The organism is Nostoc paludosum FACHB-159 (assembly GCF_014698835.1).
Lineage (GTDB): Bacteria > Cyanobacteriota > Cyanobacteriia > Cyanobacteriales > Nostocaceae > Nostoc > Nostoc paludosum.
In genome coordinates this window covers 1-18,454 of the sequence record NZ_JACJTU010000023.1, presented here as the reverse complement: position 1 = coordinate 18,454, position 18,454 = coordinate 1, and the positions used below count along the sequence as shown (strand labels likewise).

Annotated in this window: 19 protein-coding genes; 7 read left to right on the top strand and 12 right to left on the bottom strand. The window is 42.9% G+C overall.

What is annotated here, in order from left to right:
- Positions 1–209: 209 nt before the first annotated feature.
- Complete coding sequence (locus H6H03_RS22250; RefSeq protein ID WP_190957250.1) at positions 210–704, bottom strand: NUDIX hydrolase; 495 nt, start codon at positions 702–704, stop codon at positions 210–212.
- Between the two features lie 1,123 nt (positions 705–1,827).
- Between H6H03_RS22250 and H6H03_RS22245 the strand changes: the two genes are divergently transcribed.
- A complete protein-coding gene (locus tag H6H03_RS22245) occupies positions 1,828–2,001 on the top strand; it encodes a hypothetical protein (protein WP_190957357.1) in 174 nt (57 codons plus the stop codon).
- On the opposite strand, the gene argH is transcribed toward H6H03_RS22245, so the two are convergent.
- The 6 genes from argH to trmD all read right to left on the bottom strand — a co-directional run bounded on the left by argH (position 1,977) and on the right by trmD (position 8,088).
- Positions 1,977–3,371: an argininosuccinate lyase gene (argH, locus tag H6H03_RS22240; protein WP_190957249.1), complete on the bottom strand. Its 1,395-nt coding sequence runs from the start codon at positions 3,369–3,371 to the stop codon at positions 1,977–1,979. The two genes, H6H03_RS22245 and argH, sit on opposite strands and share 25 nt — an antisense overlap.
- A gap of 89 nt (positions 3,372–3,460) precedes the next feature.
- Complete coding sequence (locus tag H6H03_RS22235; RefSeq protein WP_190957248.1) at positions 3,461–3,667, bottom strand: hypothetical protein; 207 nt, start codon at positions 3,665–3,667, stop codon at positions 3,461–3,463.
- Between the two features lie 106 nt (positions 3,668–3,773).
- Positions 3,774–4,562, bottom strand: coding sequence for a nickel pincer cofactor biosynthesis protein LarB (gene larB, locus H6H03_RS22230; protein ID WP_190957247.1), 789 nt, complete (start codon positions 4,560–4,562; stop codon positions 3,774–3,776).
- 120 nt (positions 4,563–4,682) lie between these two features.
- Positions 4,683–6,476, bottom strand: a complete 1,794-nt coding sequence (locus tag H6H03_RS22225) for an ABC transporter substrate-binding protein (RefSeq protein ID WP_190957246.1) — start codon at positions 6,474–6,476, stop codon at positions 4,683–4,685.
- A gap of 302 nt (positions 6,477–6,778) precedes the next feature.
- Positions 6,779–7,264, bottom strand: a complete 486-nt coding sequence (ispF, locus tag H6H03_RS22220; protein WP_190957245.1) for a 2-C-methyl-D-erythritol 2,4-cyclodiphosphate synthase — start codon at positions 7,262–7,264, stop codon at positions 6,779–6,781.
- A gap of 122 nt (positions 7,265–7,386) precedes the next feature.
- Positions 7,387–8,088: a tRNA (guanosine(37)-N1)-methyltransferase TrmD gene (trmD, locus tag H6H03_RS22215; RefSeq protein ID WP_190957244.1), complete on the bottom strand. Its 702-nt coding sequence runs from the start codon at positions 8,086–8,088 to the stop codon at positions 7,387–7,389.
- A gap of 702 nt (positions 8,089–8,790) precedes the next feature.
- Here trmD and H6H03_RS22210 point away from each other — a divergent pair.
- The 3 genes from H6H03_RS22210 (at position 8,791) to cphA (ending at position 13,033) form a co-directional block, all read left to right on the top strand.
- The gene (locus H6H03_RS22210; RefSeq protein ID WP_190957243.1) at positions 8,791–8,964 is read left to right on the top strand and encodes a hypothetical protein; all 174 of its coding nucleotides are present in this window, start codon (positions 8,791–8,793) and stop codon (positions 8,962–8,964) included.
- Complete coding sequence (locus tag H6H03_RS22205) at positions 8,952–9,815, top strand: cyanophycinase (RefSeq protein ID WP_073641765.1); 864 nt, start codon at positions 8,952–8,954, stop codon at positions 9,813–9,815. The genes H6H03_RS22210 and H6H03_RS22205 overlap by 13 nt, the downstream gene beginning before the upstream one ends.
- Positions 9,816–10,327: 512 nt before the next feature.
- Entirely contained in the window at positions 10,328–13,033 is a 2,706-nt protein-coding gene (gene cphA / locus H6H03_RS22200) for a cyanophycin synthetase (RefSeq protein ID WP_190957350.1), read from the top strand.
- Between the two features lie 57 nt (positions 13,034–13,090).
- On the opposite strand, the gene tatA is transcribed toward cphA, so the two are convergent.
- From tatA to H6H03_RS22175, 5 genes are all read right to left on the bottom strand, one after another.
- Positions 13,091–13,264, bottom strand: a complete 174-nt coding sequence (tatA, locus tag H6H03_RS22195) for a twin-arginine translocase TatA/TatE family subunit (protein WP_277926167.1) — start codon at positions 13,262–13,264, stop codon at positions 13,091–13,093.
- Positions 13,265–13,307: 43 nt separating this feature from the next.
- Positions 13,308–13,487 (bottom strand): type II toxin-antitoxin system RelE family toxin, encoded by a 180-nt coding sequence (locus H6H03_RS22190; protein ID WP_313931895.1) that lies wholly within the window; start codon positions 13,485–13,487, stop codon positions 13,308–13,310.
- 79 nt (positions 13,488–13,566) lie between these two features.
- Positions 13,567–13,764: a hypothetical protein gene (locus tag H6H03_RS22185; protein WP_190957241.1), complete on the bottom strand. Its 198-nt coding sequence runs from the start codon at positions 13,762–13,764 to the stop codon at positions 13,567–13,569.
- Between the two features lie 32 nt (positions 13,765–13,796).
- Complete coding sequence (locus H6H03_RS22180; protein ID WP_190957240.1) at positions 13,797–15,179, bottom strand: serine/threonine protein kinase; 1,383 nt, start codon at positions 15,177–15,179, stop codon at positions 13,797–13,799.
- A gap of 34 nt (positions 15,180–15,213) precedes the next feature.
- The gene (locus H6H03_RS22175; protein WP_190957239.1) at positions 15,214–16,620 is read right to left on the bottom strand and encodes a serine/threonine protein kinase; all 1,407 of its coding nucleotides are present in this window, start codon (positions 16,618–16,620) and stop codon (positions 15,214–15,216) included.
- A gap of 94 nt (positions 16,621–16,714) precedes the next feature.
- Here H6H03_RS22175 and cbiT point away from each other — a divergent pair, with 94 nt between their 5' ends.
- The 3 genes from cbiT to H6H03_RS22165 are packed head-to-tail and all read left to right on the top strand — an operon-like array spanning position 16,715 to position 18,345.
- On the top strand, positions 16,715–17,317 hold the full coding sequence (gene cbiT, locus H6H03_RS22170; RefSeq protein ID WP_190957238.1) for a precorrin-6Y C5,15-methyltransferase subunit CbiT: 603 nt from the start codon (positions 16,715–16,717) through the stop codon (positions 17,315–17,317).
- Positions 17,318–17,327: 10 nt separating this feature from the next.
- Positions 17,328–17,450 (top strand): hypothetical protein, encoded by a 123-nt coding sequence (locus tag H6H03_RS41405; RefSeq protein WP_277926165.1) that lies wholly within the window; start codon positions 17,328–17,330, stop codon positions 17,448–17,450.
- A 7-nt stretch (positions 17,451–17,457) separates the two neighbouring features.
- Complete coding sequence (locus H6H03_RS22165) at positions 17,458–18,345, top strand: phosphatidate cytidylyltransferase (protein ID WP_190957237.1); 888 nt, start codon at positions 17,458–17,460, stop codon at positions 18,343–18,345.
- The last annotated feature ends 109 nt before the right edge of the window (positions 18,346–18,454 follow it).

Sequence of the window (18,454 nt, the reverse complement as noted above, 5' to 3'; positions counted from 1 at the left end):
CACCATAATAAATAGTCATTGCTCATTGGTCATTAGTTATTTACAAGGACAAAGCGTAAAGTCTCTAGAAGACTTCCTGCAATAGATCATCAGTTCGCCGTGTCCGCAAGCGTCTTGATTTGCCACATTACAGGGTACAGAACTTTGTAACAGAGTATTAATGACTAATAACTAATGACCAATGACAAACAACTAATAACAAAATATTATTATGCCAAGGTTGTCAAGCCATTCAAGTAATCTTGCAACTGTTGAGTATGGTCGTGAGACATTTGTCCTGGAGGTAGCAAATTTGGAGGGAAAGCTTGGATTTCCATCACTTCCAAAGCATCTTTAACTTCCATTGTCCCACTTACTTCGGCTTCAACCACAACACAAATTGAATGAATTCTGGGATCGCGCTCTGGTGAGGAATAAACTCCTACTAAACGGTTAATTTTCACCAATTCTAATCCAGTTTCCTCCATTAATTCCCGGCGGACTGTGTTGGGAATATCTTCTCCCCAATCAACCATACCCCCAGGCAATGACCAAAGACCATTGTCCCGTCGCCGGATCAGTACGATCCGACCGTCGGGTAAAATTGGGATGATACTAGTGCCAGTAATGGGATGACGAAATATAATACCCAATACTGTTTGTCCAATACGCCATAAGCTACGTGTGGACTCGACAGCTGACGGAAAAAAAGCAATAACGTTCAATCTTCAAAATTTATGTGTTGTATTCTATATTTCTCTACCACTTACATCAGCCTCAACTCATAAAATTTTGTTGAGTTTTGTTTTATACAAAAATGTTTGTGGTTTGAGATTTTATTCTAACGATTTACGTAGAACAATCTCAATTCTAACATCAAGTTTCCTTCAGCAGCACTGTATTTATATACACATAATATTTCCTCTTTATTCTCTGTTAGAAAGTTTTCAACGCCAGAAGGCAGTGCTCACACTTTGCCCTTTGTTCATTGCAAATAGTTAATGACCAATCAAGAATGAACAATAACTAATATAAAAATCATATTTGATTGTTGAAATTATTTAAGTGGCACGGGAAGCTCGATAGGCAAGGAATTGAGAGTAGCGAATAGGGAATCAGGTTTTTAAATCTTTACAAAGTCTTTTTAAAAATCAAATCATAACCTTATAAAACAAATCATTTAGAACTGCTATATTACTCGGCTAAGCTTAATTAAAGTTTTCCTTGAATAAATAATATTAGCTTTTTATAGATACAACACTACAACAACTAATTAGCTAATTTATACAAAAGATGCAAAGTAGTAAAGTACAGATAATCGTAGGTAACATGTTCCGTAGCCGTGTACTTCATTATTTACCTGAAATACGCTGTATCGCTGTATATATTTAAGATGATATTTGAATATCAGAAATGATATTTTTATCTAGCTTTGGTCAGATAGTTTTAAATTCTGATTGACAGAATAAGGTTGAATACGGTAGACTAGAACACTGTTTAAAGCGTATCGATTGGTCGCTAGGCTAAAAGTATATCAAGAACATTGGTAGCTGATATTGCCTACGTTATGCCTAGTTGCGATTTTTTTGTTGTTTATTAATGAGGTGAACATGGCTAAGCGCCGTAACCCGAAAAAAGAAAAGGCGCTACGGAACCAGGCATATGCCCGGAAGTTTCGTAAACGGACTACGACAGGAAGAATGCAGAGAAGGTTCCAACAAAGACCACCGAAGAGTGAGGAAGATGAGGGCGCAGCAGCAATTGACGCTGAGTAAGTTGCCTGTTAATATACTTACTTTTTAAGTCTTTTAGAAATTGAGGGCGTACACTTGTACGCCCTCAATTATTTTGGGGCATTGGGCATTGAGAAGTGTGGGAGGTGTGGGAGGTGTGGGAGGGGTGGGAGGGGTGGGAAGAGAGGGAGGAGAAGGGGGCATAAATTCTCTTTCTCCCACACTTCCCCATCTCCCCACACTCCCCACACTTCCCTATCTCCCCTACTCGCTATCTTCCCCAACTTGAGCGCGGGCAGCTATGAGTGCTTCATGTACCTGTGCAAAGCCGGTACCGCCGTAACTGTTGCGGGCAGCCACGACTTGACGGGGGGATATGGCTTCATAAATATCTGGGGCAAATGCTGGATGTAGTTGTTGCCACTCGTCTAGTGTCAAATCTTTCAGGAGTTTACCTGCGGCAATACTGGTTTTTACAACTTTACCCACGAGATTGTAAGCTTCTCGGAAAGGGACACCTCGTGCTGCTAGATAATCTGCGACATCGGTGGCGTTGGAAAAGTCTTCTGTCACAGCTTCGGCTAAGCGCTGGATACGAAATTCTAAGCCTTCCCCCAATAAAATTGTCATTGCTTCTAGAGAGGCTTTGACTGTGTTAACGGTATCAAATAAACCTTCTTTATCTTCTTGCAAGTCTTTGTTATATGCCAACGGTAGCCCTTTCATAATCACTAACATTGCTTGGAGATGACCAAATACACGCCCTGTTTTTCCCCGTACTAATTCTGGGACATCGGGATTTTTCTTTTGGGGCATGATACTGGAACCGGTTGCACAGCTATCTTTGAGGGTGACAAAGCGAAATTCTTCAGATGACCAAAGAATGACTTCTTCTGCAAGCCGACTGAGGTGAACCATAATTAAGCTAGCAGCACACAAGAATTCGATCGCAAAATCGCGATCGCTCACTCCATCAAGGCTATTAGCATAAATGTTGTCAAAATTCAATAGTTTAGCTGTGTAATGGCGGTCAATAGGGAATGTAGTCCCGGCTAAAGCACCGCAGCCCAAGGGTGAAATATTCACACGACGAGAAACGTCAGTTAGGCGTTCCCAGTCGCGTTGTGCCATTTGAAAGTATGCCAAAAGATGATGAGCTAAACTTAGGGGTTGGGCGCGTTGCAGGTGAGTATAGCCAGGAATTAAAGTTTCAACGTGTTTTTCGGCTATATTTAGCAGAACACCTTGAAATTCGCGCAATTGACTTTTGATTTGTTGGATTTGGTCGCGGAGGTAGAGTCTAGTATCAGTACCAACTTGGTCATTACGCGATCGCGCTGTATGCAGTTTTTTACCCACATCACCGACAATTTCCGTCAATCGTCGTTCCACTGCAAAATGCACATCTTCAGCATCGACACCAGGCTGAAATTTTCCTTGGCGGTACTCTTGGCGAACTTGCTCTAAACCTGCAATTAATTGCTCGCCTTCTTCTTGGGAAATTATGCTGGTGTGAGCCAGCATTTTTGCATGAGCTTGAGAACCAGTTAAGTCATATTCTATTAATTCAATATCAAAATTGATACTGGCATTAAAACGAGCGATCGCTGGATGTAATGCTGATTCAAACCGCTGACTCCAAGTTTGTTCTTTAGTCATACATTATGAGAGATTGGGCATCAATTTTGGATTTTAAATTTTAGATTTTGGATTAATCTAAAATCTAAAATCCAAAATCTAAAATTAATTTAACCGTAGCTAGTTAGATTCCGAATGATATAGCCAATGACTAAACCAATCAACAATGCCCACACTTGACCTGTTTGTATAAAATGGTTCCAAGATTTTTGTATCTGACCCATCAAGTCTGGATCGGTAATTGTTTGTGCTAGCACCATTAAATTAACAGGTAAATGCCAAAATAACTGAGATATCAAATCGCTGTAGTGGCTCATGTTCACTGATTATATAGATTGGAGATGCCAAATTTCAGTACCAGTTTATTTATAAATAAATTACTGAAAAATACTGAGAGCTTGGTTATGACTTTAATGTCTTAACTCAAGATTCAGGCGATGCCAACCGCAATTTCTCGGCTGTCCGCAAAATTTGTCCTGCCAAAACTGCTGCGCCAAAACCGTTATCGATATTCACTACACCTACTCCCGCAGCACAAGAGTTGAGCATTGTCAACAGAGGTGCCAGACCGCTAAAACTGGCACCATAACCGACGCTAGTGGGTACAGCAATCACGGGACAATTTGCTAAACCCGCAACGACGCTAGGTAAAGCGCCTTCCATTCCGGCAACGACAATCAATACCGATGCCGAATCGATGACGTGACGATTATTTAGTAAGCGGTGAATACCTGCAACGCCGACATCCCAAAGACGCTTTACTTGAAAACCAGAAAGTTCAGCGGTAACAGCGGCTTCTTCAGCAACAGGTAAATCGGCGGTACCAGCCGAAAGAATACCGATTTCGCCTTGAAATTGTGGTTCGATGGTAGGAGGAGCGATCGCACAAATTCGCGCCATTTCGTAATATCGCAAACCTCTAACTTTTGCTTGCAGTGCGCTATAAACTGCACTTTCAATGCGAGTTGCCATTACTACCGGGTTACGGAGGCGCATCACCTCGATAATTTGAGCAATTTGATCTGGTGTTTTTCCAGGGCCCCAAATCACCTCTGGGAAACCGGTTCTTAACTGGCGATGGTGGTCAATTTTGGCAAACTCACCTACACTTTCATAGGTTAAGCCTTTGAGAGAGTCTAAGGCTATATCTGGGGAAACTTTACCATTGGCAACCGCTTCTAAAAGCGATCGCAAATTTTTTTCATTCGTCATCAGTCATTAGTCCTTTGTCATTAGTCATTAGTCATTAGTCATTAGTCACTAGTCATTAGTCTTTTGCAAATAACTAATGCCCAATGCCCAATGCCCAATGCCCTATGCCCCATGCCCCATTTAATCAACTACTTTCAGTTCGTAGAGGTTCCAGAATGGGCCACCAAGAGCAGTATACTGAATACCTTGGAAGCGATCGCGCACTGCTTGTAAATTCAACCCTTCCACCAAATGAATAAATGGCAGCTGTTCTGAGGCGATGCGCTGATATTCGTAATAAATTTCTTTGCGCTTGTTTTCATCTAATACCTGTGCGCCTTTAATATAAAGGCTATCAATTTGTTTTTCCCAATCAGAAACTTCCCAACCAATTAACGGCGGATCTCCTGGTTGTGCGCCTTGATTAAATGCGTGAGATGCACCATTAATTCTCCAGATATTACTAGCACTGTGGGGTTCAACACCACCTCCAGCAAACCCTCCAAGATAACAATCCCAATTTTGTGTAACTTTCAGTTTTTCTAAATAAGAATTGAAACTGAGAATTTGTAAATCAACTTGAATTCCAATTCTGGCCAGATCTCGTTGGATTTGAGCAGCCATATCTCCTCTAACTTTTCTTTCAGAATTGGTCAAGAGTGTAAATCTGACTCGGTTGCCATCAGCATCTAGGAGTTGATTTTGGGCATTATATTTAAACCCAGCATCTAACAGAAGCTTTTTCGATTTTTCTTGGTCAAAATTATATACTTTTAATCCTTTTTCTGGAGGGAGAAAGTAGGGGCTTTTCACATAAACAAATGAATTTTGCAGTTCGCCTAATCCCCGGTAAGCATTGATTTTCATTGTTTCGCGGTCTAGGGCATAAGCTATAGCCTGTCTAAATTCCTTTTGATTAAACCAACGGGATTTGATGGGGTCTACCAAAGGCTTACCTTGAGCATTCTTAGCTTTATTGAGATTGAAAGAAATAAAAGTTGTACTTGTATTTGGGCCGCCGTTATAAATTTTAAACTTCGCTCGTTTTTCTTCTCGTTTTATTAAACTAAAACCTTCTGGAGGAATTTCTAAATCATCTAATTGTCCAGAACGAAAACTAATTAGCTGGTTTTCAGTGGATTCAATAATTTGCCAAACAATACGCTCGATGTACGGCTGAGAATTACCTTGAGCATCTTTGCGCCAGTAGTATGGATTGCGTCGAAATATAACTCGCTGGCTGGGAACATAACTTTCCATAACATAGGGGCCGTTGCCAACAATTTGTTTGGGATCTGTGCCTGTTCCCCACATAGAAATAAACTTAGGATTTCCATCAGATTCAGTTGTGCGAATTGCTTCCTGTAGAGCATGGGCTGGCATAATTGGGATGCCGCCTACATATCTGACAAAAGGAGCGAAGGGTTCCTGAATAGTGAATTCAACCCGGCGATCGTCGATTTTGCTTACCTTCGGTAAAGTGCCTTTTTCTCCAACTTTTAAGCTATCTTTTAAAGAAGTCGGGATTTTTGGATTAAGGTAGATTTCGTTATAAGTAAAGACAACATCATCAGCAGTCATTAGCTTACCATCTGACCACTTAAGCCCTTCTCGTAGGGTGATTACAACCCGTTGTGCATCTTCCGAAACTTCCCAAGATTCTGCCAAACCAGGTTCTAGTTTTGTAGTGATGGGATTCTCATTAATCAATGAGTCATAGATGAACCCAAAAACACTATATGCTGACTCATTCAAAGCATAATTAAAAGTTGAAGGCTCACTTAAAACCGCGCTAACAATTTGTGGAACTTGAGCAGCTGCGGTTTTGAAGTTACTAGGGTTGCAGGCAGTAAGTGTAAGTGCTGTTGCTAAACTTAGAAGTATTGGTAACCAAAAATCTTTAATTGCTAGAAATATTTTCCTCAAAAAACTCATAATTTCAATACACGAATAAGAAAATTAATTTGACTGAGACTGTAGCTAACTAAGAAAGCTTTAGGTTTTATTAAAATACTGAATTTCACTATTTTGTAAAACCTCCAGAGCTTCATCCTTCCCAAAAAATTTATTGGGATGAGCGCTGAAAAATATTTTTATTCTATCTGAGTGTAACCATGCATGATGAACTATACGCTCTCTAATGAATAAAATGTTTTTTAAGGATATTTCTAGCTAGATTCCCATGTGATTAACACCCTGATGATGATTAAATAGCTTCACTGGTGAGTCAAGAAAAGTTACTCTAAAGCAACTAGTAAAACAACAGCATAAGCACAGATACCTTCTTCCCGTCCAACGGGGCCTAATTTTTCGTTAGTAGTAGCTTTGATGCCAATTTGATTTGATTCTAATTCTAAAACCGTCGCTAATTTGTCGCGCATCTTGTGAATATGCGGTTTTAATTTGGGACGTTCTGCCACTACCACCGAGTCAATATTTCCTATTTGCCAACCTTGCTCCCGAATTAGTTGATGTACTTGAGTTAATAGTATTAAACTATCTGCCCCCGCCCATTGGGGATCGCTGGGAGGAAAATAATGACCAATATCCCCCAAAGATAATGCCCCAAGCATGGCATCCATAATGGCATGGGTGAGTACATCAGCGTCACTGTGACCCAACAAACCGAGTTCGTGGGGAATTTCGATTCCTCCTAAAATTAAAGCGCGATCGCTCACCAATCGGTGAATATCGTAGCCGTTACCAATACGAATTTTAGTCATTTGTTATTTAGTTATTAGTCATTAGTCATTAGTCATTAGTCATTAGGCAAACAGGGGTATGGAAGGCGTGGGAGGATGGGGAAGAAATCTTTCCTCCCACACTCCCCACACTCCCCATCTTCCTATTCACCATTCCCCTTCCCCTCCTCCCATTTTTCCAGCAGATCGGGACGGCGATCGCGTGTTTTTTGAATTTGTTGTTCGTAACGCCAGCGGGCGATGGCGGCGTGATTCCCAGATAGCAATACCTCCGGGACTTTTAAGCCCCGAAAATTCGCTGGGCGAGTGTATTGGGGATAGTCCAATAATCCCTCTTCAAAACTTTCTGCTGTCAACGACTGCGTTTTGGCTACAGTTCCTGGTAAAAGGCGCACTACGCCATTAATTAATGCCATTGCTGGAATTTCACCGCCAGTCAGAATAAAATCTCCTAAAGATACCTCACGAGTCACCAAATGCAGCACCCTCTCATCTACTCCTTCGTAATGCCCACAAATCACTACTAATTGGTCATAATTTGTTGCTAATTCTCGCAACAAAGGCTGATTAATTGTTTGACCCTGGGGACTCATCAAAATAACTTCTCTTCGAGGTAGAATCGGCAGCGACTCCACAGCATTGAAGATTGGCTCTGGCTTCATTAGCATCCCTACGCCGCCACCATATGGTTCATCATCTACCTTACGGTGCTTGTCAGTTGTAAAGTCCCGTGGATTAATCAGATGCACTTGGGCAATCTGTTTAGCTAAGGCTTTACCCAGCAGTCCAGAACTAAGAACAGAGTGAAAACAGTCAGGAAAAAGTGTAACTATATCAAAACGCACAGTAATTCGTATTCAAGGACACTAATCTAAATAATGAATGTCTAGCAAACAAAAGAAGCCAATGTTGGGTCAAACTACAGTTAAACTTTATCAATAGTATCTAAAAGTACCAGGACTCTTGGATTTTAGATGGGATCTAAAGTTTTTCTAATTACTTAATTTATGTTTAAATGTTGTCACAACTACATTTAAATTAATAATCATATCAAGTTAACAACTTTCAGGATGCATCGAGCCAGCCTCAGAAAAAAACGTGGTCTGACCTGTTCATCCCCAATCTCAAAGGGGAAAACTGACACTTTGATGCCAGTTTCTTCTCTTGAGGGAGACACAAGGCAAATAAGTCGGCACAATCGAGGCCACTTGTTAACCTTTGCCAATCCCAAGGGCGAACAAGTTTGCGAAAGTTTAAGGGCGCAATGTCTCTCCAGACCACTGGCTCCCAAATGGAGGGTAAACCCCACCAAAAAAGTGTCCTCCCTAGCTTACTAAGTAAGGACTATTTTGCCAGTCTGGAGTGGACAGGTGAAAAACAAGGCGCTAGCAGCAGAGGAAGGACAACAAACACGTTTAAACTGAGGTCTCGTGTGCGTTAAACAAGAATTTGGAACTTTGACCCAGGAGAATCCAAACTTCACAAAAGTGTCCTCTCAGAAGTTGCAAAGTGCAAAAACATCGGACTCCCGATCTTGCTAAATTCACATGCCATTCGCCACAAGCCGACGGCACTTCCTTCAAGTCGGCGAAGCCGCCCAACGGAGTGCCTTGGAAACCCTTTCGGCAGTCGCTCATTTTGGAAACCAAAAAGACCGCGCTGCCTTACCAAGGCGATGGCTCCTGAAGTTGTTGACAGGAGAAACACAATGCCGGAATTAAAAGCTAAATCGCTGGAAATGAGGACACCCCAAGCAACTAAAACCGCCGTTCTAGTTATCGGAGGCGCAGAAGACAAAGTTCATGGGCGGGATATCCTAAGAACTTTTTTTGGACGTGCCGGTGCTAGTAAAGGCTATATTACAATTATTCCATCTGCCTCTCGCGAACCCGCTATCATCGGTGGTCGGTATATCCGGATTTTTGAAGAAATGGGTGCCCAGAAGGTAGAGATTTTAGACATCCGCGAACGAGAACAGTGTGAAGCCTCCCAAATCAAAGCATCCTTAGAAGCCTGTAGTGGGGTATTTTTGACCGGAGGGGATCAGCTGCGTCTCTGTGGCGTATTGGCAGATACGCCAGCGATGGAAATTATCCGGCAACGGGTGAGGTCAGGGCAACTTACCTTAGCAGGCACCAGTGCCGGAGCGGCAGTGATGGGGCATCATATGATTGCTGGCGGCGGTAGTGGAGAGTCGCCAAATCGTTCTTTAGTGGATATGGCAACGGGTTTGGGATTTATTCCTGAAGTGATCGTTGACCAACACTTTCATAACCGCAATCGGATGGGACGGCTGATCAGCGCGATCGCAGCTCATCCCGATCGCTTGGGTATTGGCATTGACGAAGATACTTGTGCTGTGTTTGAACGTGATGGCTGGCTACAAGTTATGGGTAAAGGCAGTGTCACCATTGTCGATCCCACTGAGCTAACCCACACAAACGAACCTCATGTTGGTGCTAACGAACCCCTAACGGTGCATAATCTACGTCTGCATATCCTCAGCTATGGCGATCGCTTCCACCTGTACCAGCGCACTGTATTGCCTGCTGTACACCGAATCTCCAGCTGACGGGATAAAGTACCTGAGGTTACACTGAGTTGACCATAAATTTTAGATTTGGGGTTGGGGATTTGAGATTAAAACAGCTTTTTGGTTTATCCTTCGCCACAAAGTCGGCGAAACCAATCTCCAAAATGCTCGTTTTAAAGCGTACCGTTATCCGCACTCGGCTTAGCTACGCTATCGTAAATCTAATGATTCAGAGAGCATAAGTACCCTTGTGGTCTCTTTCAATCCCTTCAGGTTCAGCAGTCGCTTATGGAGAAACCCCCCTTCGGGTTCGTCACTTTGCCATTGACGCAAAGCGCCAAGACGGCAAGTGGACTCACCAAGACCGCGCTGCTTCACCAAAATCGCCAGTCTAAAATCCAAAATTTGGTTGACCGCTCATTTATTTTTTGTTGTAGAAAAATGATGAGAATAGCATGTAAAAAGAAAAAACTGTTTGCAGTGAACAGTTTAGCGGTCAAATGCAGTAAGAAACTAGAATTTTGGTTCCGAATCTCCATCTACCTATTCCCATGAGAATCCTCAAGATCCAGACCTTACGCGGCCCAAACTACTGGAGCATTCGACGCCACAAGCTGATCGTCATGCGCCTCGATTTAGAAAACCTTGCCGAGACGCCCTCGAATGAAATCCCTGGCTTTTACGAAGGATTAGTTGAGGCGCTGCCAAGTCTGGAGGGTCACTATTGTTCCCCTGGCTGTCGTGGTGGTTTTCTAATGCGAGTCAGAGAAGGCACGATGATGGGCCATATCGTGGAACATGTAGCGCTAGAACTCCAAGAATTAGCTGGAATGCATGTCGGCTTTGGTCGCACTCGTGAAACTGCTACACCTGGAATTTACCAAGTAGTGATTGAGTACTTGAATGAGGAAGCAGGGCGTTACGCCGGACGAGCTGCGGTGCGATTGTGCCAGAGTATTGTCGATCGCGGTCGCTATCCCAAAGCAGAGCTAGAACAAGATATTCAAGACCTGAAAGATTTTAGCCGTGATGCTTCACTAGGGCCTTCTACAGAAGCGATCATCAAAGAAGCTGAAAAAAGGGGTATTCCCTGGATGGCTCTGGAAGCCCGCTTTTTGATCCAGCTAGGCTACGGGATCAACCAAAAGCGAATGCAGGCAACAATGACCGACAACACCAGCATTTTGGGTGTAGAACTAGCTTGCGACAAAGAAGCCACCAAACGCATCCTCGCAGCCGCTGGTACCCCAGTGCCCAGAGGTACAACCATCAACTTCTTGGACGATTTGGAAGAAGCCATTGAATATGTAGGTGGTTATCCAATTGTGATTAAGCCCCTTGATGGCAATCACGGACGGGGTATCACCATTGATATTAGAACTTGGGAAGAAGCTGAAGCTGCCTATGAAGCTGCTAGACAAGTTTCTCGCTCAATTATTGTCGAAAGATATTATGTTGGCCGCGACCACAGAGTACTAGTAGTAAATGGCAAAGTAGTCGCAGTAGCCGAACGCGTCCCGGCTCATGTAACTGGTAATGGCAGATCCACCATCGCCGAATTGATTGAAGAAACAAACCAAGACCCAAATCGCGGCGAAGGGCATGATAATGTCCTCACTAAGATTGAACTCGATCGCACTAGCTACCAACTGCTAGAAAGGCAAGGCTACACCTTAAACAGCGTACTACCCAAAGGTACTATTTGCTACCTGCGGGCAACAGCTAACTTGAGTACAGGTGGCATTGCTGTAGACCGTACCGACGAAATCCACCCAGAAAATATCTGGTTGGCACAAAGAGTAGTTAAGATTATCGGTTTGGACATCGCCGGCTTAGATATCGTCACCTCCGACATTAGCCGTCCCCTACGAGAAGTAGATGGCGTGATTGTCGAAGTTAACGCCGCTCCCGGCTTTAGAATGCACGTCGCCCCCAGTGTTGGCATTCCCCGCAACGTCGCCGGCGCGGTGATGGATATGTTGTTTCCCAACGAACAATCTTGCCAAATTCCGATTCTCAGCGTCACGGGTACTAATGGTAAAACCACCACTACCCGACTCCTAGCACATATTTATAAGCAGACTGGAAAGGTAGTAGGCTATACTACTACAGATGGAACATATATCGGTGATTACTTAGTAGAATCTGGCGATAATACAGGCCCCCAAAGTGCCCACCTGATCCTGCAAGACCCCACAGTGGAGGTAGCAGTGCTGGAAACAGCTCGCGGTGGAATTCTTCGCTCTGGGCTGGGCTTTGAAGCAGCAAATGTGGGCGTAGTATTGAATGTAGCCGCCGACCACTTAGGAATAGGCGATATAGATACAATTGACCAGTTAGCTAACCTCAAGAGCGTAGTCGCAGAAGCTGTATTTCCTGATGGCTATGCAGTACTCAACGCCGACGATCGCCGCGTCGCTGCCATGTCAGAAAAAACTAAAGCCAACATTGCTTACTTCACCATGAATCCCGACTCGGAATTGGTGCACAAGCACATCCAAAAAGGCGGAGTCGCAGCGGTATATGAAAATGGTTATCTGTCCATTGTCAAAGGCGATTGGACACACCGTATAGAAAGAGCAGAAAATATACCTTTAACAATGGGCGGACGTGCGCCATTTATGATTGCCAACGCCTTAGCAGCAAGTTTGGCAGCATTCGTGCAAAACGTCACAATTGAGCAGATTCGTGCAGGATTGAAGACCTTCCGGGCTTCCGTGAGTCAAACCCCAGGACGGATGAATTTGTTTAATTTAGGGAATTATAACGCCTTGGTGGATTATGCCCACAACCCAGCTAGTTACGAAGCTGTAGGTGCTTTCGTGCGGAACTGGACGACCGGACAACGCATTGGCGTAATTGGTGGCCCTGGCGATCGCCGTGACGAAGACTTTGTGACCTTGGGCAAACTAGCAGCACAAATTTTTGATTACATCATCGTCAAAGAAGACGATGACACCAGAGGAAGACCGCGGGGATCGGCCGCCCAGTTGATTATTCAAGGCATTACCCAAGTCAAGCCTGATAGTCGCTACGAATCAATTTTGGATGAAACACAAGCGATTAACAAAGGCTTGGACATGGCACCCGATAACAGCCTCGTGGTGATTTTACCAGAAAGCGTTAGTCGGGCGATTAAATTAATTAGAGCACGTGGTGTGGTTAAAGAAGAGACACACCAACAAAATACTGGTACAGCGATCGTTGATTCCCAAAATGGAGTTGCACCTTCTTCTGTAGTAAATACATTGCTGTAGTCAAAAGTCAAGGGTTAAAAGTCAAGCAGCTAAAAGTTTTTGACCCTTGACCCTTGACTATTGTTTTTCTTGTTCCGGATTGGTTTCGTCACTGGGAGCTTTCATCTCCTGCTTAAAGCCGCGTAGGGTTTTACCCAGTGCAGTTCCCAGTTCGGGAATTTTTTTTGGGCCAAAAATTAGAATAGCTACTATGGCAATTACACTTACTTCTGGCCATCCCAGTCCAAACAACATACACAGTTCCTCTCAATAATTTTTAATTAACTGTTCTCTCTCAAGACTCATCTCTATAAACGTCTCTACGATGTTTCACTTTAATCACACTCACTAATAAAATCGTATCAAATATTTGATAAATTACTCTATAATCACCTATTTTAATTCGATATAAAGATTCTTCATCCGCCAATTTTTTAACACCCACTGGACGTGGTTCTATTGCTAATTGCTCAATTTTTGAGTCGATACATTCTTTAATAGGGCTTGGTAGTTTCTTCAGTTGTTTATTCCCTTGGTAAATTCAATTTGGTAAGTCACGCGGTTTCTTTCTTGTATTCATCCCAAGAAATAGTACCGTTAACTTTTGCGTCTGCTATTTCAGCACGAGCATCTCTAATATCTTCTTCATCCTCTAAAAGTTCTAAAACTTTTTCTAAAGTGCTTTCGGGTGCGATATTTAAATGTTTTTCAATTAATTCCATTAGGAATTTTCTTTTGCTTGTAGTTTCCATTTTTAGACCCCCTTTAAGATTATGCGTTTTGTTTATTCTCCCTGAATTGGTATGCCCAACCAATCACTCAATTCATGAGCTAGCCATTGAACCTCTGCTTCCGAGTTCATACTGCTACCTGCACCACACAGTTGATACTTGCGCGTTCCTGCCCAAATAGTTAATTGGGGCGGAACCTCGATTTTGGCACCCAGGAAACCTGTTTGAGAGTGTTTTGGAATATACACCAACTTAGTAATATGTTCTCTTGGGGCTGGACGAGGACGATGGAATTTCAATCCGAATATTTCCCAGTTTAAAGCAATTTTCTGGCGATCGAGCCGCAGACGGATGCCTAAAAACAAAGCAAACAGGACTGTGTTTGCCATTAAAAAGCTAGCGCCCCAAAAAGGGAGTGATATCAAACTCAAGATGAAGTTTGCCGGAAAAGGCGTCGTCATAACACCTATTGTCCACAAAAGGATAAACGAATTACAAGCGATCGCAAACAAACTTGTTAACCCAAATAACGGATGAAAGCCAACAGGAGGAATGAAAACTTTCAGAGAGTTTTCATCTTTAATAAGTTTGATTTTGCTACCAGTTGGTTTTTGAACAGCTACCGGAGCAAAGTTTCTTTGTAATACTTGAATTGCTTCAAAGGCAGAAGTTAAACGCCGCTCTAAACTAGGCTCAATCATCAACCTTAACCAATAGTTAAAAGCCAGACTAGAATTAGTTAAATGTTCAAACTGTATCCGCAAATCTTTTTGGGGAAAATTGGCAGGATGAGTCCCCGTCATCAGATAAATTAAAGTTGCACCTAAGCTATAAAGGTCGGAAGCTGGAACCGTTTTACCACTAAATTGTTCTGGTGGCATATAGCCATAGGTTCCCACAATAGTAATTGTCCCGCCTTCAGTGGCAGCCACATTTTGTACTGAGCCAAAATCTACTAGATAAACTTGCCCGGCACTATTGCCAGACCTGTCGCCCAATAAAATATTGCTAGGCTTAATATCGCGATGGACGACAGGCGGGTTTTGCTGATGCAGATAAATCAAAATTTCTAAAACAGCTTTACCTATTTCTTTGGTTTCTGCTTCTGTAAAAGTGCGTTCGCTTTTTAAATAGTGTTCTAGAGTTTTGGCTGGAATATAAGTTTGGACTAAGGCAAATGCTTTTTGTTGAGGCGAATTGATTTCAAAATAATTTAAATAACGAGGAATAGAGGGATGTGCAAGATTTTTTAAAGTTTCAGCTTCCCGTTCAAATAACTTCAAATCATCCCATTCAAAATCATTACTAAAAGAAAGTAATTTAATAACAACTAATTCCTGAGTTTGTAAATCACAAGCTAATAGCGTTCTGCGCCCAGCTTTTTTACCTAATATTTGCTTGACTTCGTAGCGATCGCCTAATATTTGACCACTCATAAAAAGTAAAAATATCAAAAATTATTTATTTTGTTTATTCTCGCGTAATTGGTATATCTAACCAATTACTCAATTCCTGAGCTAACCATTCTATTTCCAGTTCAGAGTTAATTACACCACCAGAACCAGCCAGTTGATACTTATGCACTCCAACCCAAAGGATCAACTCTGGCTTCACCTCAACTCTAGTACCGGTGTTCAAATCTATCTCATAGCGTTTCGGACTATAAACCAGCTTGCGTACATGTTGTCTTGGCGTTGGATGGGTACGGTTGAATTTAAATCCCAACAGTTCATTTGTAAAAGTAACTTGCTGAGCATTTAAACGCAGTCGAATGCGCCCCAACAAAGGGAACAAAAATTGATACATCATGTAAAAGCCAGCACCCCAAAAAGGGAGTGAGAACAACGTAAACAGGAAGGTTGAATAATCGTTCGTAATAGGTGCAGAGATTACGGCAATTATCCAAAACAGAGTAAATGAATTCCAAGCGATCGCAAACAAACCTGTAAATATTATTGATGGATGAAACCCTGCTGATGGAATAAGAATTTCGAGAGTATTCCAATTTTTAATTACTTGAATTTTGCTACCTATTGGTTTGCCAACAGCTAAAGCTTTATCAAGTTCAAACTGTGGCTGTTCTAAAATTTTTAAGGCTTGTGAGGCAGAACTCAAACGTTTTTCTAAACTCGGTTCAGTCATTTGTTGCAAAGCGCGAGTAAAATTCTGGCTGAGATTAGCCACTTGCTCAAACTGAATCCGAAAATCCTTTTGGGGTAAATCCGCGGGGTGAGTACCCGTTACCAAGTAAATTAACGTCGCGCCTAAACTGTAAATATCAGAAGCCGGAACGGTGCGCCCGCCAAATTGCTCCTGAGGCATATAACCGTAAGTTCCCACCACAGTCCTAGTTCCGGTTTCTGTGGCGAGGACAGTTTGCACCGAACCAAAATCGATGAGATAAACTTCACCGACACTATTGCCAGAGCGATCGCCCAATAAAATATTGCTAGGCTTAATATCACGATGGATAACAGGCGGATGCAGCCCATGTAAGTAAATCAGAATTTCTAAAAGAGCTAAGGCTATCTGTTTTACCTCAGCTTCCGTAAAAGTCCGTCCAGTTTGTAAATATTGCTCTAAAGTTTGTGCTGGAATATAAGTTTGTACTAGGGCAAATCCTTTGATAGTTGGTGAATTTACCTCAAAATAGTCTAAATAGCGAGGTATTAAAGGATGTGACAAAGATTTTAGCGTTTGAGCTTCTCGCTCAAACAGCTTGAGATCGTCCCATTCAAAGTCACTACCAAAAGAGAGTAACTTGATGACGACTAATTCCTGAGTTTTCAAGTCACGAGCTAACAGCGTCCGTCGCCCTGCTTTTTTTCCTAATAGCTGCTGAACTTCGTAGCGCTCGTCCAATATTTCGCCAATCATTATTGTTTGTGATAAAGCTACTTTTGAAAAGTTTTCATAATTAATGGCTTTTCAATGTAGTTTGCCAATATCTTTAGTATAATTGCGTAGTTCTATGCCTTCCCAACTTTGGCCTTATATTACCCCTGGTATTCCCGATGAGTTGTTCGAGCATTTGCCAGGGATTCCCCTGAGCCAGCGAGAAGTCCGACTGTTGTTAATTGCTCAACTGCGGCTACAACCAAATTCAGTGTTGTGGGACATTGGTGCAGGGACGGGTACAATTCCAGTAGAAGTGGGATTGCTGTGCCCAAAAGGAAAGATTATTGCTGTTGAAAGGGATGAAGAAGTAGCTAATCTGATTAAGCGTAACTGCGATCGCTTTGAAGTCAACAACGTCGAAGTCATTGAAGGTAGCGCCCCAGAGTGTTTGCAGGATCTCAAGGTGACCCCTCACCGCGTTTGTATCGAGGGAGGACGCCCCATTCAAGAAATTCTGCAAGCAGCTTGGCAATATTTACCGCCATCAGGTCGGGTTGTAGCCACAGCTGCTAATCTAGAGAGTCTATATGCTATTTCCCAGAGTTTTTCCCTATTAAGGGCTAGAAATATCGAAGTCGTCCAGTCTGCGGTCAACCGTTTAGAAACACGCGGCTTTTCTCAAACCTTTACCGCCGTCGATCCCATTTTTATCCTCAGTGGTGAGAAACTGGATTAGGGCATAGGGCATGGGGCATAGAGAGATGGGGAAGTATGAGGAGATTAGAAAAAAGCTTCCTACCCTTTCCACACCTCTCACCCCTCCCACACTCTTAATGCCCAATGCCCAATGCCCTATGCCCAATATTTAATACTTCTATGCCTTGGTCTCGGATTATTAGTGGAATTATTGCGATCGCTCTTGCTCTGAGTGCGACCCTTTTGGGGGGTTGGTACTTTACCATTATGTTTGCGGTTGTTGTCTTTTTGGGTCAACAGGAATATTTTAATTTGGTGCGAGCCAGAGGCATTGCTCCCGCCGCTAAGACCACTATGGCTGCTAGCCAAGTCTTGCTGATAATTTGTACCCTTGATGGCAGTTTAGCCGATGCTGTGATGCCAATAGCTGGCACACTTATTTGTTTTTACCTGCTATTTCAACCCAAATTCGCCACCATCGCGGATATTTCCGCTTCAATTATGGGGCTATTTTACGTAGGTTATTTACCGAGTTATTGGGTGCGCTTAAGAGCGATTGATACTGCTGCTTTTAGCAATCTTCCTTTCGGAGGCTACTGGCCAACAACTTGGGCAGGTTTCTGGGAAAAGGCAAATTCTACTTCTCTACCACAAGGTTTGACAGCAACACTGCTGACTTTGCTGTGTATTTGGGCAGCCGATATCGGTGCTTACACAATTGGCAAATTCTTTGGTAAAACCCGTTTGTCTGAAATTAGTCCGAAAAAAACCGTAGAAGGTGCTGTGTTTGGTATTACCTCCAGCGTTGCTGTAGCTTTAGCTGGAGCCTATTATTTGCACTTGCCTAAATCTCTGTTTACTGGTTTAGCATTGGGTTTGCTAATAGGCATTGCTAGCCTTTTAGGCGATCTCACCGAGTCCATGCTCAAACGGGATGCTGGAGTCAAGGACTCTGGACAGTTAATTCCTGGACATGGTGGTATTTTAGACCGTACTGATAGTTATATTTTTACCGCACCTTTAGTTTATTATTTCGTAACCCTAATTTTGCCGTTGATTGCACAATGAAACGGGTATTGGGCATGGGGCATGGGGCATGGGGCATTGGGCATTGGGCATTGGGCATTGGGCATGGGGCATGGGGCATGGGGCATGGGGCATTGGGCATGGGGCATGG